At 60.1% G+C, this 17,516-nt stretch carries 17 protein-coding genes; 6 read left to right on the top strand and 11 right to left on the bottom strand.

Annotated elements, in window-relative coordinates:
* The first annotated feature begins 144 nt into the window (after positions 1–144).
* Both pyk and NZK35_RS19560 read left to right on the top strand, forming a co-directional pair.
* Positions 145–1,575: a pyruvate kinase gene (gene pyk, locus NZK35_RS19565; RefSeq protein ID WP_259634212.1), complete on the top strand. Its 1,431-nt coding sequence runs from the start codon at positions 145–147 to the stop codon at positions 1,573–1,575.
* Positions 1,572–2,534, top strand: a complete 963-nt coding sequence (locus NZK35_RS19560; protein WP_259634211.1) for an ecdysteroid 22-kinase family protein — start codon at positions 1,572–1,574, stop codon at positions 2,532–2,534. Before pyk ends, NZK35_RS19560 begins: the two co-directional genes overlap by 4 nt.
* Here the strand turns inward: NZK35_RS19560 and NZK35_RS19555 are convergent.
* The 10 genes from NZK35_RS19555 to thpR form a co-directional block, all read right to left on the bottom strand.
* The gene (locus NZK35_RS19555; protein WP_259634210.1) at positions 2,531–3,373 is read right to left on the bottom strand and encodes a DUF1559 domain-containing protein; all 843 of its coding nucleotides are present in this window, start codon (positions 3,371–3,373) and stop codon (positions 2,531–2,533) included. The genes NZK35_RS19560 and NZK35_RS19555 overlap by 4 nt on opposite strands.
* Entirely contained in the window at positions 3,370–3,750 is a 381-nt protein-coding gene (locus NZK35_RS19550; protein ID WP_259634209.1) for a hypothetical protein, read from the bottom strand. The genes NZK35_RS19555 and NZK35_RS19550 overlap by 4 nt, the downstream gene beginning before the upstream one ends.
* Positions 3,747–4,280, bottom strand: coding sequence for a PulJ/GspJ family protein (locus tag NZK35_RS19545; protein ID WP_259634208.1), 534 nt, complete (start codon positions 4,278–4,280; stop codon positions 3,747–3,749). The genes NZK35_RS19550 and NZK35_RS19545 overlap by 4 nt, the downstream gene beginning before the upstream one ends.
* Positions 4,277–4,810 carry a type IV pilus modification PilV family protein gene (locus tag NZK35_RS19540; RefSeq protein ID WP_259634207.1) on the bottom strand — a complete coding sequence of 178 codons (534 nt, stop codon included), beginning with the start codon at positions 4,808–4,810 and terminating at the stop codon, positions 4,277–4,279. The genes NZK35_RS19545 and NZK35_RS19540 overlap by 4 nt, the downstream gene beginning before the upstream one ends.
* A 12-nt stretch (positions 4,811–4,822) precedes the next feature.
* Complete coding sequence (locus NZK35_RS19535) at positions 4,823–5,911, bottom strand: type II secretion system F family protein (RefSeq protein ID WP_259634206.1); 1,089 nt, start codon at positions 5,909–5,911, stop codon at positions 4,823–4,825.
* An 8-nt stretch (positions 5,912–5,919) separates the two neighbouring features.
* Complete coding sequence (locus tag NZK35_RS19530; RefSeq protein WP_259634205.1) at positions 5,920–6,990, bottom strand: type II secretion system F family protein; 1,071 nt, start codon at positions 6,988–6,990, stop codon at positions 5,920–5,922.
* Positions 6,987–7,928, bottom strand: a complete 942-nt coding sequence (locus NZK35_RS19525) for a hypothetical protein (RefSeq protein ID WP_259634204.1) — start codon at positions 7,926–7,928, stop codon at positions 6,987–6,989. The genes NZK35_RS19530 and NZK35_RS19525 overlap by 4 nt, the downstream gene beginning before the upstream one ends.
* A 259-nt stretch (positions 7,929–8,187) precedes the next feature.
* Positions 8,188–10,188, bottom strand: a complete 2,001-nt coding sequence (locus NZK35_RS19520; protein WP_259634203.1) for a LamG-like jellyroll fold domain-containing protein — start codon at positions 10,186–10,188, stop codon at positions 8,188–8,190.
* Positions 10,189–10,306: 118 nt separating this feature from the next.
* Complete coding sequence (locus NZK35_RS19515; RefSeq protein ID WP_259634202.1) at positions 10,307–11,083, bottom strand: Uma2 family endonuclease; 777 nt, start codon at positions 11,081–11,083, stop codon at positions 10,307–10,309.
* 43 nt (positions 11,084–11,126) lie between these two features.
* Positions 11,127–11,699 (bottom strand): RNA 2',3'-cyclic phosphodiesterase, encoded by a 573-nt coding sequence (gene thpR, locus NZK35_RS19510; RefSeq protein WP_259634201.1) that lies wholly within the window; start codon positions 11,697–11,699, stop codon positions 11,127–11,129.
* Between the two features lie 33 nt (positions 11,700–11,732).
* Between thpR and NZK35_RS19505 the strand changes: the two genes are divergently transcribed.
* From NZK35_RS19505 to NZK35_RS19490, 4 genes are all read left to right on the top strand, one after another.
* Positions 11,733–12,821 carry a YheT family hydrolase gene (locus tag NZK35_RS19505; RefSeq protein ID WP_259634200.1) on the top strand — a complete coding sequence of 363 codons (1,089 nt, stop codon included), beginning with the start codon at positions 11,733–11,735 and terminating at the stop codon, positions 12,819–12,821.
* Positions 12,822–12,897: 76 nt separating this feature from the next.
* Positions 12,898–13,245 (top strand): hypothetical protein, encoded by a 348-nt coding sequence (locus tag NZK35_RS19500; protein WP_259634199.1) that lies wholly within the window; start codon positions 12,898–12,900, stop codon positions 13,243–13,245.
* A gap of 275 nt (positions 13,246–13,520) precedes the next feature.
* On the top strand, positions 13,521–14,669 hold the full coding sequence (locus NZK35_RS19495; protein ID WP_259634198.1) for a hypothetical protein: 1,149 nt from the start codon (positions 13,521–13,523) through the stop codon (positions 14,667–14,669).
* Entirely contained in the window at positions 14,669–15,703 is a 1,035-nt protein-coding gene (locus NZK35_RS19490; protein ID WP_259634197.1) for a hypothetical protein, read from the top strand. Before NZK35_RS19495 ends, NZK35_RS19490 begins: the two co-directional genes overlap by 1 nt.
* Before the next feature lie 197 nt (positions 15,704–15,900).
* On the opposite strand, the gene NZK35_RS19485 is transcribed toward NZK35_RS19490, so the two are convergent.
* Complete coding sequence (locus NZK35_RS19485) at positions 15,901–17,298, bottom strand: VWA domain-containing protein (RefSeq protein WP_259634196.1); 1,398 nt, start codon at positions 17,296–17,298, stop codon at positions 15,901–15,903.
* Positions 17,299–17,516: the final 218 nt, after the last annotated feature.

Genomic DNA, 17,516 nt, shown 5'->3' with positions numbered 1-17,516 from the left:
GTATGGAAGCGATCGGCCCATTGTAGGCAAAGTAACGGTGATCGACAGTGACCCCGCGGCGCGCTTTCTTTGCAGATTGGGTTGAGGACGCTACAAAATGTCACACTCCAGGACGGAAACGCCACTCACGCACCCACATTGACCATGACCAGTCCGACGCTTCATCAGTCCTGCACCAAGATCGTCGCCACCGTCGGCCCGGCCTGTGATTCGCCCGAGCAGCTTGCCGAGTTGATCACCGCCGGCGTGGACGTCTTTCGCATCAACACCGCTCACGGGGAGATCCCGGATCACGAAAAGAAGGTCGTGGCGATCCGGCAGGCGTCCGAGCAGACGGGGACTCCGGTTGGAATTCTGTTGGACTTGGCCGGTCCCAAGATTCGTTTGGGGGAATTGTTCTGTGACCCCCTGCAGTGTGATGTCGGGATGGAGCTGACGTTCCTCCGTGAAGGCGAGCCCACGACGGCACACGAAGTCACGGCGAGCTACGCCAAGCTGATCGACGAACTGCGTCCCGGCAATCGCGTCATGTTGGCCGACGGAATGGTGGCGTTGGAAGTTGTCTCGGTCGACCGCGCACGCGCGGTCTGTCGGGTGACCGCTGCCGGCGAAGTCCGTAGCCGACAGGGGATCAATTTACCCGGTGTCAAATTGTCCGTCTCGGCACTGCAACGCAAGGACATCAAGAACGCGATCTGGGCCGCGGATCACGAGATCGACTTCATCAGCCTTTCGTTTGTGCGGACCGCCGAAGACGTCTACTCGCTCAAGAGTGTCTTGTCGGCGCATGATTGTGAGGCGCTGGTGATCGCCAAGATCGAAAAACCCGAAGCGATGGAAAACCTGGAAGAGATCGTTTGCGCTGCCGACGGGATCATGGTCGCGCGCGGCGACCTGGGCGTCGAAATCGATGTCGCCGAAACCCCGATGGCGCAAAAGCGGATCATCGATGTTTGCAAGGAAAAAATAAAACCTGTCATTGTCGCGACGCAGATGTTGGAGTCGATGCATCACAGCGCGCGACCGACGCGTGCCGAAGCGAGCGACGTCGCCAACGCGATTCTCGATGGTGCCGACGCCTGCATGCTGAGCGGTGAAACGGCGGTGGGCGATCATCCGGTCAAAGCGGTTCAAATGATGAGTCGCATCATGCAGTTCACCGAGAAATCGTTGCGGCACGACATGTCCGATCGGACGATCACCAACCGCGTGCATCCGATCACGACCGCGGTCACGTATGCGGCGACCAATATCGCCGAAGCGATCGGTGCCGCGATGATCATCATCGCCACCAAGAGCGGCGGGACGGCTTGGGTCAAAAGTAAATCGCGCAGTTTGATTCCGACCCTGGGCGTTAGCGATTGCCCGGCAACCCTGCGACGGATCAACCTGTTTTGGGGCATCAAACCCCGCAAGGTGTCACAGATGGAACATCCCGCGATGATCCGCGCCGAGGTGTGCGATTGGGCCAAACGCAAAGGCTATCTCAAGACCGGTGATCGCATCGTCTTTGTCAGCGGCAGCGGCGTCACTGAGAATGCGCACAATTCCGTTGTCGTCCATACGGTGGAATGAACGAACAGCAACTTCAGTCGGTCGTCTGTCGGATGATGGGCGCCGACGGCGTGAACGCCACCGAGCCGATCCAATCGCTGTGGAGTGGCTACGGTCAAATTCTGCGGATGACGCTCCGCGGCGATGGCGTGCCGTCATCGGTGATCGTTAAACACATCGCGCCGCCGGGCTTCGGCGTGGCCAATCCAAGGGGCTGGTCCGGCGATGTTTCGCACGCTCGCAAGTTGCGGTCTTACGAAGTCGAAACGAATTGGTACCGCGATTGGAGTCGCGCATGCGATGCACGCTGTCGCGTCCCGGTGTGCTACGCGATCGAGTCGTTGGCCGGCGGCCGTGTGTTGGTGTTGGAAGACCTTGACGCGGCCGGTTTCCCGAGTCGTTGCGGGCGGCTGACCGATCCGCAGCTCCATGCCTGTATCGGTTGGCTAGCGAGTTTTCACGCAACGTTTCTCGGTCGAGTCCCGAGCGGGCTCTGGGAAACCGGCACGTACTGGCATTGGGAAACCCGGCCGGACGAATGGTCCGCGATGCAACCCGGTCCGCTCAAGAACGCCGCGGCCAAAATCGATGCCCGTTTGTCGGCGTGTCGTTTCCAGACACTCGTGCACGGGGACGCCAAAGTCGCCAACTTTTGTTTCGGCGATCATCACGACAGCGTGGCCGCGGTGGACTTTCAATATGTCGGCGGCGGGTGTGGGATGAAGGACCTGGCGTACTTGATGGGCAGCTGTCTGAGCGACGAGCAATGTGACCGTCGCGAAGCGGAATGCTTGGACGTCTACTTCGGCGTGTTGCAATCGCGGCTCGATGCATCGATCGCCGACGAGCTGGAGCGGGAATGGCGATCGCTGTTCCCTTGGGCTTGGGCCGATTTTCATCGTTTCTTGTGCGGCTGGTGCGCGACGCATCCCAAGTTGACCGACTACAGCCGACGCATGGTCGAACGCGTCCTGGGCTAATAGCGATCGGATTCGTCAATCAGTTCGCCGTCGGCACGGTTGCCGAGGTAGCGGTAGACTTGTTCGTCGACGCCGTGGGTCAGGAAGGTGACCGAACCGTCGGCCATGGCAAAGTTTCCTCCGCCGGCGTGGTAGCTGTCGAAGCCGCCGACTTCCAAGGCACCCAGTTCTTGGTTCATCAGGTCGTTTCGGGGTCTGTCGATGAATTCTCCAGTGTTGCGCAAGGTCGCGCGGGTTCCGGTGATCCAGCCCAAGGCGTCTTGATCGCCGAGATGTTCGCCGATCAAGATCGTGTTGGTTGACCCGTCGGTGATCTGGGCAAAGCGGAGTGAGCTGTTGAGAAAGAAGATGCCGTTGTTGTCGGCATCGATGGGGGCTTCGACGTCGTGATAACAGCCGGCGTAGTCCGAGGTGCCGACCTGGTTCATCCCACTGCGGCCGAACATCATTGGATTGGACGGGCATCGATAGGTCGGAATGCTGTAGCTACGCACTTCAGCATTTTCCGGGCTGTAGGCACTCTTGCTGAAATCCAGTTTCGTAAACGCGGATTGCTGTTCGATGTAAGGCAAGATGCGTGCCATCCAGCCGATATGGTTGCCGGCATTTTCTTCGTTGCGAATCGGGCCTTGGTCGTCGGTCACGCCGTCGGGAAGATGTTCCATCGAAAATTCGTAATGATGGACCGCAAGAGCGATTTGCACCATGTTGTTGGAGCAGGACATGCGCCGCGCGGCTTCGCGTGCGGCTTGGACGGCCGGCAAGAGCAAGCCGACCAGCACGCCGATGATCGCGATCACGACCAGTAATTCGACAAGGGTAAATGCGTTTCGTTTCATTGGACTTCGCTCGATGAGTAAACGTAGGATTGGGAGGTGATGTTGGGGGCGGTTCCGAGTTTGGCGGTCACGGTCGTCTGGTCGTCGTCGACAGAAATCGTGACCGTTGCCTCGGCGTCGCGTCCGGCAAAGGACAACCGCGGCTGCCAGATTTCGCCGCTGTAGTCGCGGTTTCGTTTCGATTGCATCGCCGCCCGCAGGATTCCGGCGTCCAGCAATCGCTGGGTTTGATGCATTTGCAACCGGATTCGGGTTTCGCTTCGGGCGGATAATGCGTCTTTGGCGATCAGGCCGATCAGCGACCCGACCACGATCAGGCAGGCGAGGACACAGATCATCAGCGCGCCACGCCGTCGGCGTCTTGGTTGAATCCTCATGATGCGATGTCTCCGTTTTGATGGCGTAGTCGCAAGCCGATCGATATCCGCAGCGATCGCCAAAGGGGAGTTTCGGATTCGGCGAAGGGCGTGATCGTTTTGACGTTCAGTTGAATCTGGTTGTCCGCTTCCAATCGCGTCAACACGAGGGTCCGCGGACGTTTGAATCGATAGACTTCGTTTCGAACGACTGCATCACCATGACGCTCGGTGCGGGTGACGGTCATGTCCGTGAGGGTGTAAACCAGATCATTGCCGTTGACGGAAAGTCGAAGGGACTGGCCCGACGTGTCGCCGGAATCCAGGTCCGCCTGGTGGGCGACGTGCAGGTCGTCGCGGAGTTGGCGGCTGAGCTGAAAAAACGTCTGGTCGTCCGAGCGTCGATGTCGCGCCAGTGTCGACCAATCGAAGGCATGGTGGACCAAGCCCACGGCAACCATCATCACCGAGCTGCCGATGGCGATCGCGATGCTGAGTTCGCGGAGCGTGAATCCGCGGCGTGCGGTTCGGGTTCGGGTCAGCGACTTCATTGGTCGGCCTCCTGATCGCCAGCGGCGGATTCAGCGTCGGTCGGTTCAGCGTCGGTCGGTTCAGCGTCGTCGGAGTTTGTCTCGTCGGAGTTTGTCTCGTCGGGGCTGGGAGATTCCGATGAGGTGGTCGGCAGGGGATCGATCCAGGCGACCAGGGTGACCGGCAACGGGTCACCGGCGCGAGTCCATTGCAGCGACATTTCGATGCGTTTGCCGTCGTCGTCGTTGACGAGGGTTGCATCGATCGTCGCGTCATGCAGCACCTCTGCGATTGCCGGAGAGACCGTCAGTTGTTCCATCGCTTGCCGCCTGGATTCGGCCGGCATCGCGATCAGACGGTCCAGCTGTCCGGACAGTTCATCGGCGGCAACCTGTTGGTGTCGGGTTTGTTTCCAAATCCGCGCCGAACGGATCACCATCGGGACTGCGACCGAGAGCATGACCAGGGTGACGCCGGCGGCGATCAATGTTTCGAGCAACACGAGCCCGTTGCGTCGGTTGCGTTTTCGTGGGTGGAGTCGGTGGAGCATTGACGTGGGGGATTAGGCGAGTGAAGTGACCAAGCTTGTCAGGGTATGCATGACGGCGATCGTGATCCAACCGACCAACAGTCCCAGGACAAGGATCGGAACGTGTTGCAGCACGCGGGCCATCGATTCCGCTTTTTGGTAGGCATGTCTGCGTTGTTTGACGGCCAACGTGTCGAGGGTCCAACCGCGGAGTGACGGCGATCGGATTTTGTTGATCTGGTCGGCCTGGTTTCTGCTGATCAAACCTTGACTGGCCAATTGAATCCAGATGTCCGCATCGGTCTGGGCATCGGTGCGGGCATCGGTGCGGGCGCGGAGCAGGCGTTTTCGGGTTCGGCGGTCGGGATGGAACTGGGCTGCGGCGGTCACTGTCGGCGCGATCGGTGTGCCTTGCTTGGTGGGGACGGCCAACAGTCGCAGCAGACCGGCGGATCGTCGTTCGGCGGTCGTCGGCAGCAGTCGTCCCAGCGGGGAGAATCGAATTCCACGCCGAACGTCTTCAAAGAGCATCAGGATGCAGGCACCCAAGACGACCAGCAGTGCGATCGGAAATGCGGCCGCGAAGGTGTTGCTGAATTTGACCAATGCGAGCATCAACGGCGGCAATTCCATTGCAAATTCTTCAAAGATCTGCTCGAAGGTGGGCACGATAAAGATCATCAAGAACGAAGCGACCAGCATCGCAAAGCAGAGCACGCCGAGGACGTAACCGAGCATGCCGCGGATGATTTCGCCGGCCGCGGCTTGGCCCGCGTCATCGCTTCGTTCCAGCAAGAACGCAAACGTTTCATCGAGCGTCTGAGTTTCAATTGCACATTGAATGGCCAACGTGTCGTCTTCATCCAAAACACCCGGCGTGTGTGCCAGTGCGGCGCTCATCGAACTGTCCGCGGCGATCCAACGCTGAAGCATCATCAGCTTTTTTCCGTAGCGTCCGGGATGCTCGGCCGCCAAATTCCGAATCAATGTTTTCGGATCCAAACGTTGCGAGTGGGACAGTGCCAGAATTCGAAGCAGCGCGTTCTGTTTGCTGCGCGTCGAATTGCCGACCAGCCCACTGGGAAGCATCGATTGGAGCATTCCGGAGAGAAAATTGAACATGTGATCGATCAGGAGGAGAGAGACGAGACCAGGCTGACCATTGGCGAAAACAACGCGAGGACGAGAAAGCCGATCATCAAACCGACACCGATGACGGTGAACTGTCCGAGGATAAACGCCACCCAGTCCTTGCGACGCATGGACAAGTCACGATAGCTGGCGGCCAGTTCGCGAAGCATGGTTGTGTTGGGCGGCGAGGGGACGGGCTGGGCAGCCGGTAGGGCAGGGTTGAGTGCAAACAGAAAGTTCGGCGGAAAGATCAACGCGGAACGGGTCCGGTGCAAGAGGCTTGCGTCGTGGCCGGCTTGGATCGCAAGGTCGCCGATCAGGCTGCGCATCGCGACGTCGGCATTGGATTCGGCGGCAATCTTGAGTGACCGGTCCAGCCCGATCCCTTCGTCGACCAGTTCCGCGACTTGCAAGGCGACTTTGGCCAGCGATTGTCTCATCATCGGGCCGTGCACCGACGTTCCGAACAGCTTTCGCTTGATGGAAGTGTCGCCAATCCAGACCCACAACAGACCCGCCACGCCCGACAGAAACGTGCACAGCAGGATGAAGGCCAGCAGGGGATGGGAGTTGATCCCGCGGGAGAGATTGATCAATGCCTCGGTCGGAGCCGGCAGTCGCAAGCCGAACTCCAGGTACATTTCATCGAAGGTCGGGACCAGGAAGACGACCACCGCCATCAGCAAGGCGATTGCGATCAGCATCAGGACCAACGGATAGGCGATGGTGCGTATCTTCTTGGTCCGCAGGCTGTGCTGAAAGGCGGACTGTTCGAGCATCGCGGTCAACGCGTCGGTCGTCGCTGCCGACGACTGGAGCGTGAGCAGCCAGCAATGCTCTGGGAATCGGGCGACGAGCTGTGCGGGGGTCGCGTTGTCTTCGAGAGCGGCGGCGAGTTGACGCAGTGTATTGCGCGTCCAAGTACTCGGGATCTCTTGGGCGATGTTTCGCAGTTGCGCCGGCAAGTCCTGGCGCGTGCTTCGCACCTGTTCGATGCGCTCGTACAGCGACTTCATCGGGGTCAGCGTCGTTTCGCCGCGCGAGTCGTCGCGTCTGGATTCAATCTTCATCGGTTCAACACCTCCATGGCACCCTCGGTTTGCAAGATCGCGATCCAGGGCAGGAACGTGGCCAAGCCATAGCCGAGCACGATCAGTCCGGCGAACAGCAAACCGATAAAGGCGGGCACTTTTGTCACGAAGGTTTGGCGACGGTCACCGGCCAAGAAATGGTAAAACCCGGCCAGACGGGTCAATGCTCGCGACTGGGACTGGGGGGATCCGTTTCGAACGATGTTTTCGACGATCGGCCGGATCGGGACGCGCGGAGAAACACTGGTGCTGGCCAGTGAGAGAGCCGTTTCTTGGTCGACACCCGACGCGATCAGCACCGCCAATCGACGCGATTGTGATTCGGCCGCGAGCCATCGCGAGTACGCGGGACCGCCGGGAAAGAGTGACAACAGCGGGCCGTTGGTCAGTTTGCGCCAGATCCACCAGCACGCGATCATCAGGATCGGAAAGCCGATAATCCAATACGGCATGGCACCACGGATCGCAATCAACCACGCTGTCACACCGCCGGGGGACAGCCCCTGTTGGGTGTATTGAGTTTCGATCGACGGGACCGAGAGCGTGCAAAAGAGGATCATCCCGAGGTAGGCGAGCCCGGCCACGACGAGTGGTTCTTTGATCGCTTGGCGGAGCGGGGCAGTTGTCGCTTCACGATCAAGCTGTTGGATCGCGATCGACTCGAACACCGGGACGGGATCGTCGGACGCCAGCAGCATTCTTGCGATCGCCCGATATCGCTCCGGCAAGTCATGCTTTTCCAGCAACGCATCGGGCGAAAGGTCGCGTCCCACGTCGACGAGCAACCGTTCGTTGATTTCACAAAGCCGTTCCGCCGTCTCGCTCCCGAGTCCAAAGTCCAACGGGAGGTTCAGGCCAACAATGGCGATCGCTTGCTGGTTGAGAGAGAGGAGTCGCGCAGCGGTTGATTCAGACATGAAAAGGCGTGCCGGCGGCGGATGGGATCGTCAGGGCAAAAGGCTGATGCGCCGGCGTCGCGGATTTGTCTGATCGATTGAAAATTAATCGTAAATGCCCGAGAGGTGGGCACGCTTTTTTAGCGGCAGAGGCGTAGGTCACGCTGTGCGTGACGAATGGCTGACCAATGGCATGCACAGCATGCCCTACCGACTCGCCGGCAGAGCCGGCGGGGATGGCAAGCAGGATGCTTACCCCACTTGGTGTTTGGATCGCATGCTACTCCACCGGGACCAGTTCGCTGGTTTTGCCCAGCAATCCGTTGGCGGCCGACACACTGTGATCGAGCAGGAACGGTCCGACGGTCCGATCAAAGTGGTGCAACAGCACGGTCGTTGCGTCGGGCTCGTGACGCTTCGCTGGCGTGAAGTCGTCATCGTAGCGGACCCCCGTCGACAGTCTGAATTCGTCCAGCTGGCCTGTAAACGATCGAGTCGGATTGCCGCTGTGATCGGGATCGGCACCGAGAAACAACGGCAACTGGTTGGATTTGCGTTTCCCCTTGGCGGGCTTCGAGGCAACCCGTTTGCCGTTGATGTACAAGATCACGTTGTTTCCGTCGTAGACGCCGGCAAGGTGCGACCACTGGTTCAGCGGCAAGGCGTCTTGGCTGATCGCCGAGACGTAGCGGCCGCCCAGGTGCACGTCGAATTGGACGATTCCGTGGTCGGAGAAAAACGCGTATTCCGAGCTTTGTGTTTTCGCGAGGATCGCGTCAAAGCCATCTTGCCGTGTCGGTTTGACCCAGGTTTCGATCGTGAAGGGACCGGCGGGCAACTCAAAGGCATCGTTGCGGATCGCGATCGCGGAGGCTTCGTCGTTGACCAGCAGTGATCGATTGGTCGACGGGGCAAAAAAGTCAGCCGGAACCTCGACCAATTGCAGTCCGATCGGGAACTCCGCCTCGGGCAAGTCGACTGCGGCGTTTTCACCGCGGTAGCGTTTGGCGATCGTGACCGCCGGGTTGCCGGTTGCGACGCCGGAGTTGGAGCCGCGACGGATCGCGAATTCAACGGTCTTCGTTTCCCCCGCTTGCAGCTTCATGTGTTGGTGATCGAGCGTCGAGGACCATTGGCTTTGCAACGATTGGCGGGACAACAGGATCGTCAAGTCGACGGGGTGCTCGGCGGGGTTGTTGAGTTGCAGTTTGACTGCTCCGTTGGCCGAACCGTCGAACGAGAGCATCACGTCTTCGGAAAGTTGTTTCGGTCGAATCGATTGGGCCAGTTCAATCTCCTTCAAGAACTCTGGCGTGAATTGCTTGGGGTCAAACACCGCGCCGACCGGCAGTGACGAGACGGTGATGCGTTTGGGACGCACGGTGACGACGTTGAAGTGATGCAGATGGCCCGCGCCAGGGATCGGCACATCGTTAGGGATATGGCCGCCGGTGGTCGCCAAGGCGTAGTACTCGATGCCGTCCTTGACGCCGTCGTAACGCATCTTGTGGATGTGTCCGGCGAAGACGGCGGAAACATTGCCCGCGTCGGCCAAGCGTTGATGAACGGTGTCCCAGTTGGATCCGGTGTAGCCGCCGCCGATCCAGCGCGGATGATGCAAGAACACGAACACATGATCTTGGCCGGAGAGGTCCTTCAACGCTTGATCGAGGAAATCGAGTTGTTGCCGGCTCATCTGCTGCAGTCGCCCGGCATTGAACGCTTTTAAGTTGGTCGCCGGGTCGCCTTCGTCGCTGTACAGCACGATGAAGCCGGCGTTTTTATGGCGGAAGGAATACCAGAGCGGACCAAAATGTTGTTCGTAGTTGGATTCATGGTGTCCCGGAGGTGCGGGGTTGTCGCCGCGCCAGTAGATGTCGTGGTTTCCCGCCACCGGGAACCAACGCATCTTCAGACGATTCATGATCTGTTTGTATTCGTCGGCTTGTTCAAGCCACTCGGGCGTTTCGTTGTAACCTTGGATCAGATCGCCGACGGTCATGACCAGATCGGGGTCCAGCAGATTGGTGTCGGCAACGGCCTGTTCGAGGACTTTTAAACCGGCGGGAACGCCCCCGGTTCGGTCGCCGTAGACGATGAATTGAAAACCGTCTTCGGCGACCGTCGGCGCGATGACTTTCGCCGCCGAACGGGTCGTCAAGACGCTTGGTGCGGTGCCGTGGTCGTGCGGGTGATCGCCGCTGGTTTCATGCGCCGATGCGATCCCAGATGTGAACAGCGCGGTGGCAACGAACAGTGAGACACGCGTAGCAAGATTCATGGAAGCGATGGGAGATAGGAGGGGAGAGAAAGTGGAGTGAATCCGTTTCCGATTGGTGTTTCAGTCGACACCGTCATTAGAACGCCGCGATGAAACCGGGAAACGTCTGTTGGGAAAACTAAACGGAACCTTCATTCCCTTCCGGGGGTGCTTCATCGGGTCCGTTGAGCACTTCAAAGACTTCGGCCAGGGGAATGGAAAGACCCGGGATCACGTCTTCGCCGTCGAGCGATTGAGTTTCATCGAGCACGCGGTAGTCGGTCATCGATCGCCACACGGCGACGCTGCGTTGATCCGGATCGACCATCCAAACCAGTCGGACGCCACGCGCGAAATAGTCACGACGTTTGTTGGTCATCTCTGTTCGCGTGTTGCCCGCACTGACTACTTCAACGACCAGGTCGGGGATCACGGCGGGATAGGCTTCGGCGGGAACCTTGCGGTCGGGAAGACGATCCCAGGAGGTGAACGCGACGTCGGGGCCACGGATCAAAGAGGGGGACAAGCGGAAGAATCCGTCGGCTCCCGAGACGACACCGAGTTTATTGGTCCGTACGATCTGGTTGAGCAGTTCGATGAAAACGGCCGCAATCAATGACTCTCGATACCCCATCGCACGCTCCACCAGATAGCCGTCGACCAATTCACACACGTTGCCTTGCCGGTGTGCTTTGAGTAATTCATCCGGGCCGGCGGGTTCGGCGGTTCCCGAGTACAGGCGATCAGCGGCAATCCCGCCCAGGTCGGCCAGCACGTCGGCGACGCGATCCGTCACGCTAAGATTCCGTGGGGGATGGGGCGAGGGTGAATCGGTCGGCGGCGATTTCCTCGCCAGCGGATCGGTGACCGCTGGGGTAGCCGACGGCGAGGCATCGGGATCGGGTACGGTGCTCATGCCACCAGTTTAATCCGGCCGAGCGCCGCGCGGCAAACGACGGCTATTCCAACTCGATCGTGTCCATGACTTGATACGTCGGCCCGGACTTGTCGAGAAAACTGGCCATCAGGTGAACTTCGTCGACGACCATTTCGCCGATCTGGATGTCGGCCAAATCCTTCATCGCCTCGACCAACGCATCGCCGCCCCGCCTGGAATTGCTGCGGGTGCGTCCGAGGGTCAGGTGCGGGGTGTAGTCGCGTGGTTCGGGTTTGAATCCCAGCTCGGCGAGTTGCTTTTCCAGTCCGGCGACCAGTTGGACCAGGTTTCCCGTCGGGTCATCCACACCGATGAAGACGACACGTGGTTTTTCGGCATTGGGAAAACCGCCGGTCCCGGCAAAACCTAATTCAAAGGGTTCGAGGTTGTCGGTCACGCGACGAATCGCTTTGCAAACCGCGGGGACTTCGACGTTGTCGACTTCGCCGAGAAACTTCAGGGTTAAGTGAAAGTTTTCGATCGGCACCCATTTGAAGCTGTCGTCGAGCGGTTTGAGCCGTTTCATGATCTTTCCGGCGGCCGAGGTGACGACGGGAGGGACCGGAATGGAGATGAAGGATCGGATCGTTTGCATGAATCCAACGCGTTTCTTTACACTGATCGGGAAATGAAAAACTTTGTGCCCCCACCGTTCAAGCCCGACCTGTTGATCCGCGGCGGGCATTTGCAAACGCTCGCGTCGCTTCGGGCACCCGGGCAACAGATCGCCGCTGACGCAAACCACGTGGTGGAGTTGCCCGACGGGGACGCCATTGTGCTGCATGAGAACGCAGCGGTCGATGGTGGGGTGGTCGCGGCCGGGCAATCGGCCGGGCAATCGGCCGGGCAATCGTTTGCATCGGAGGTCGACCGGGCGGTGCCGTCGGGCGATCGTGTGTCGGGCGATCGTGTGTCGGGCGATCGCATTGTGGTGTTGTTCCACGGGCTCAGCGGTTGTCACGGTTCTCCGTACATGATTCGTTTGGCCGGGCGGTTCGTGCGGTTGGGGTGGACGGTTTACCGCGTGGACATGCGTGGTTGCGGGGCGGCCCGGGATTTGTCGCGGGGCTTGAGTCACGCCGGCCGCAGCGAAGACGTGATGGCCGCGCTGGATTTCGTCGCGCGGCGGCATCCGGATTCACAGCTGGCCGCGGTGGGCGTCTCGCTGGGAGGGAACCAGTTGCTGCGTTTGGCCGGTCGGGTCGGGGCGGGATTGGATGCCAGGCCGGAGTGGTTCGATCGGCTGGAGCGAATCGCGGTGGTCGCCCCGCCCATCGATTTGGTCCGCTGCAGCGAAAACATGGAGCGGCTCTCCAGACGGTTGTACAACTACTACTTCATCCGGGCCCTGTTTGAACGCATCGCGCCGGCGGTCCGCGAGCGCGAGCATTTCCAGAAAATCGCTTCGCTCGGTCGCCCCAAAACACTGCTCGAGCTGGATGATCGGTTGACCGCTCCGTTGAGTGGTTTCCAGGGGGCATTGGAGTATTACCGACAGTGTGGGGCGACCCATGTGACCGCGTCCAACCCCGTCAAAACTTTGGTTCTGGCGGCAAAGGACGATCCGATCGTCCCGGCGGATTGTTTCCTCAATGCACGATGGCCCGATCGAACACGCGTGTTGTTGACCACAACCGGGGGGCATGCAGGATTTGTCGGCCGGCAGCGATCGTATTGGATGGACGATTGTTTGATCGCTTGGCTGAATCGACTTTGATTGTGCTGCCGTTCTTCGTGTAAGCTACTGGTCTGAGAGAATTGAGTTTCGGGTCGTTTGGGACTGAGGCATATCAATGGCTGGTGATTACCACGGCTGGGACCAGGAGGGCGACCGATGGCGTTTCGCGGATACCGTGGGACGCCCCAAAAACGAATCAGTGTTTGTGATTGAAGATTTCGGGGAACCGACATCGGCCAGGCAGGCTCTGTCCGCGATCATGTCGGCGATGGCTCAATTCCAGAATCGTGTCCAGGTGGTCCAGACCGACAGAAATAATCGATTGATCCGGAAACTCAAGGAGGCGTCGTTGTTGAGAGTGGCCGATATCAAGGTCGGCGACACACAGCAGTGGGGCGTCTTGGGCGTGCATCCCAAGCGACCGACTCCCAAGCGATCGAAGTGGAAATTCTGGGCATCGTAAGCATGGCGTCCGTGTCGCTCCTGACGCTGCGGGCGGATGGGCCAAAAGCCCTCTTCGGCCGATTGATCAAGCCCGCATGCGTTGCCAAGGGGCTGCCATGCGTTGCCAATGGGCTGCCATGCGTTGCCAAGGGGCTGGGCGGCGACTCCCTCGCTTGCGCGTTCGCGTCTCACGTGATCGCGTTGAATTGGGAACATCGATGAATTCGACAGGCCGTCTTGCGGACCTGTTTCGAAACGGGGGGAGATGAAACGTTGGTTCGGCGACGATCAGAAATGGCAGATCAGATGCTTCCCAGCCGTACGCCCTTGAAGGTGCCGCTGACGGTCGCCACCGCGGTCGCCTTGATCACGTTGGGCGTGGCGCTTCAGCCCCAGGCGGAGCAACTGTCCCAGGCATCAACGCAATCGATGCCGCGTCCCTCCGAATCGACTCGGGATGCGGCACTGAGTTCGCAGACGGCACGACGCGTCGCGCGGGCACGGTTCTATGACGCCGAAATCATTCCATTGATTGCAGAGATCGATCAACAGAATCGGTCGGCCGCCGATCGTTGCCTGCAGCGGATCGATCGGACATTGCAGCGATACCATGCGGGGGTCGAGCCGTTTGTCGCAGACATGACCAGCCTTTCCACGCGACTGGGCGTGCTGAAACGCATGCCCGGCGGCTGGTGGACGAGCGATGGCCGCGTCGAAGCGTACGTGCAGGACAAATTTGAGTCACATTTGTTTTCCGAAGAAACGCTGCTCCATGACATCTCCACCGCGCTGCTTCAATTTCGTAACGACATCGATGCGAACCAGACGTTGATGCTGACACGCGTCCAGGCGGCGCTGACGACGTCCGACTTGCCGGGCGTGCAAATGCAACAACACGATACCTTTTTTCGAGAATTGTCGACCGATCTGGGGCGTTATGCGGCCGGTCAGGGAACGACGAGCGTGGAAAACATGCTCGGGGCCTTGGTGCTCGGCGAAGTCGGCGCCTTTGCCGCTCGATCGGTCGTTGCCGGCTTGCTGGTCCGTTTTGCACCCTCGGTGGCGATCAGCTCGGCGGCCGGTGCGAGCGCGACGGTGGGGGCTTCGGCGACCGGTGCCGGCGGCGGATCCATCGGGGGGCCGGTCGGTGCCGTTGTCGGTTTCGGGGCGGGGTTGGCGATCGGTCTGGTGATCGACTGGTGGATGACCGAACGGTTTGAAACGGAATTAACCGAGCAAATGCACATCTACCTGAACGATCTGGAGGCGACGTTGATTTCGGGTGGGGCGTCGCGTGGCGATGCGACGACAAACCAAGCAGCCGGCGGCGCCGCGGGGCAGCGGAACGGTCTTCGGGATGCCCTGCCCCAACTGTGTGGCCAATTGCGCGACGCCTATCGTGATCGTTTCTATCAGCAAATTGTCGACGGAGAATCGTTGTGATGAATGCCAGTGGCCGTTTGACACTCGCGTTGATCGGAATCCTGACCGCCCTGTCCGCGATCGGGCCCTCGCCCGTCGCCCGCGCGGGATCACCCTTGGCCGTCCTGTCGGGGACGTCGGTTGCCCGCGCAATCCTGAAGTACTTTGGTAAAGAAGGCACCGAGGAGGCGACCGAATTTTTGGCTCGCCAAGGCGGACGTGAAATGGCCGAGCGTGTCGGCGCCGCGGCCGTGCGTGAAGGTGGCCAAGAGGCGGCCGAACAGGTCGGTCGGTTGGCCAGCAAGTATGGCCCCGAAGCGCTCACGGCGCTGGACAATGCCCCCGAGTTGGCGCCGCTGTTGGCCGCACTGGACGAATTGCCCGAGTCCCAAGTTCGCGCTGCATTGGCACGTCTGTCGGCGGGGCCCGCCGGACGCGAATTGGCCCAGACCGTCGGACGCGTGGGTGTTTCGGCACTGCGAAGTGAATTGAAGCATCCGGGCGTGGGAGGGATGCTTGCCCGCGTGCTGGGTGACGACGGGGCGGAACTGGCGACCAAACTGACGAGCGATCAAGCCATCGTCGTCGGCCGACATGCCGATGATCTGGCCGCGCTGCCGACCACGCCACGCAACGGCGTGTTGTCGCTGTTGCGAAATGATGCCGAGCGGATGGTCGGCTTCATGGGGCGGTTCGCCGCGGACAATCCCGGCAAGACGCTATTCACCGCGGCGACCACCACGATCATTCTGGCCGAGTCGGAACGCATTCTCGGCGGGGATGAAATCGTTTTTGACGCCGAAGGAAACCCGATCGTGGTCAGCAAGGCCGGCATCGCCGGGCGGACGATGAAGGCCGGTGGTGAAGCCATCGCCCACGTCTCGGTCAATTATCTGCAACCACTGTTTCTGACCGTGATCGCCTTTGTTGTCACCTTCGCCACCCTGTTTCTGTCGCTGAAATTGTGGCACACCCATCAGCGAGAAAAGCTGGTGACGGCCGCGACGTTGAAGGAGCCGGAGACGATCGAGGGCTCGGTGGTGGAGAAGAAATGAGCGGGTGTGGCAAGACGATGGGGGCAAGACGATGAGGGCAAGACGATGAGGGCAAGACGATGAGGGCAAGACGATGAGGGCAAGACGATGGGGGCGGCAGGTGGTGCCGTCCTGGGTGGCTTGACATTGTTTTGCCCACATCGTTTTGCCACCTCCCGCACGGTTCCACTCGCGTCCCACGCGACTCGCCCACGCCTTCATTTGACCTCACGAAACTCCCCGTTGCTCGGTTCGCTCAGGTTTCTCAGGAACGTCGCCATCAGCGGTTCCACGGCGATCGCGATCGTATTGATCGTCACATTGTGGACTTCGTTGCGGCGAAGAATGTCCAGCAGGATTGCCGAGGGATTCACGATTGGTCCATACGTCGGTTCGCCGTCGGTCAGTAAGAAGACGGCTTCGAGTTGCGGATCAAAGCTGAGCGATCGACGCAGCGCGGCATAGGTGTTGGTGCTCCGCCCGGCGGACAAGTACTCGACAAATCGGATCGCATTGCGTTTGTTCGTCTCGTCGGCTTCGACCAATTCTTCGCGCCAGGCACGGACGTCGTTGTCGAACACTAGGATGCCGAACTGGCATTGTTCGTCCAGTCCGTTGATCGCGGTGATCAATTCCATTTTGGCGCGTTGGATCCTGGCATGGCCGCCCACCACCGTCCGCATGCTGCCGCTGCGGTCGATCACGAACAGCAATCGCTTGGCATAGATGTTGATGCCATAATAGTGCGACGGCTGCAATCGTTTTTCACGCGCGTAGGAGGCGGCAGATTTGGCCGGTTGCAATCCCATCTGCTGCGGGATCGGCAGTTCCGGTTGGCCTTCTTGGCGGAGGATCTCGGACGCCTTGGCCAAGGCGTCCACTTGAGCAGACTTCGGTTCGGGGGTTAATCCGACCAGGCCTCGCCAGGCTTGAAAGCGTTCCTCGTCGCCATCGAAATCTTCGCTCGTGACGTGTCGGAATTCCTGGTCGAGCCGATGGGCCAATTGTCCATCGACGCGCTCGAAGACTTTGGCGAGGCCTTCCCACGCGTCGGGATGTTTCATCTCCTTCAGTCCGCGTGCGAGTGTGAACCGGAATCCATAGCTGGCATCAAAGGCGTCTGAACCGATCAGGCCGACGACGTCATCGATGGCGGCGTGGTGTTGGTTCTTGCAGAGGGTTTGGATCGATGCCATCGCCCAGGTCAGACGACCGCAATCGAGCAGGTCGACGAGCGCTTCGGTCGCCTCGGGGCGATCGACTGTTCCGATGAAGTCGATCATCAATCGCACGCCGCCGGGCAACTCCGGCTGGCCCTGCTTGATCGCCCGGTCGAAACGGGCGTCCTCGCAGAGTATTTCCAAGGCGTCGACGATGATCGGTAACGCATACAGACGGCTTTGAAAGTCGCTCGGAACCGACCTCAGCGCCGCGACACGCGCTTCGTCATGACGACCGGTCAGCAATCGACGAAAGCGGGCCTCGTTGCGATCGGCCGCGGCGGATGGATGCGGAAACGATGCAAAAATCACCGACAAGACGACAAAGGCGACCACCGGTGAGACGGCAATGCGGCACGCGACGGCCCGAATCGAAGGCGCTGGACCGGCAGGCATGGAAAGGTTCTCCGGTGAAGGAATTCACAAGAACGAGACACGCGACGCGTTACAAACGTCTCCATCGTAACGCCCTGATCACCCCACGGCAAAGCGGTCGGGCTGGCCCGGGGTCGCGGCACCAACTGACGGGGCGGAAAAGGCATGCCGCCATCGTTGGTGTCTAGCCTTGAGGCGATTTTCTGTCGCTGCGACGCAGCGACAATGGGCGGCTAAAG

Origin of the sequence: Stieleria sedimenti (assembly GCF_025060895.1) — a bacterium.
Taxonomy (GTDB): domain Bacteria; phylum Planctomycetota; class Planctomycetia; order Pirellulales; family Pirellulaceae; genus Stieleria; species Stieleria sedimenti.
This window is presented reverse-complemented; position numbering and strand designations above follow the sequence as displayed.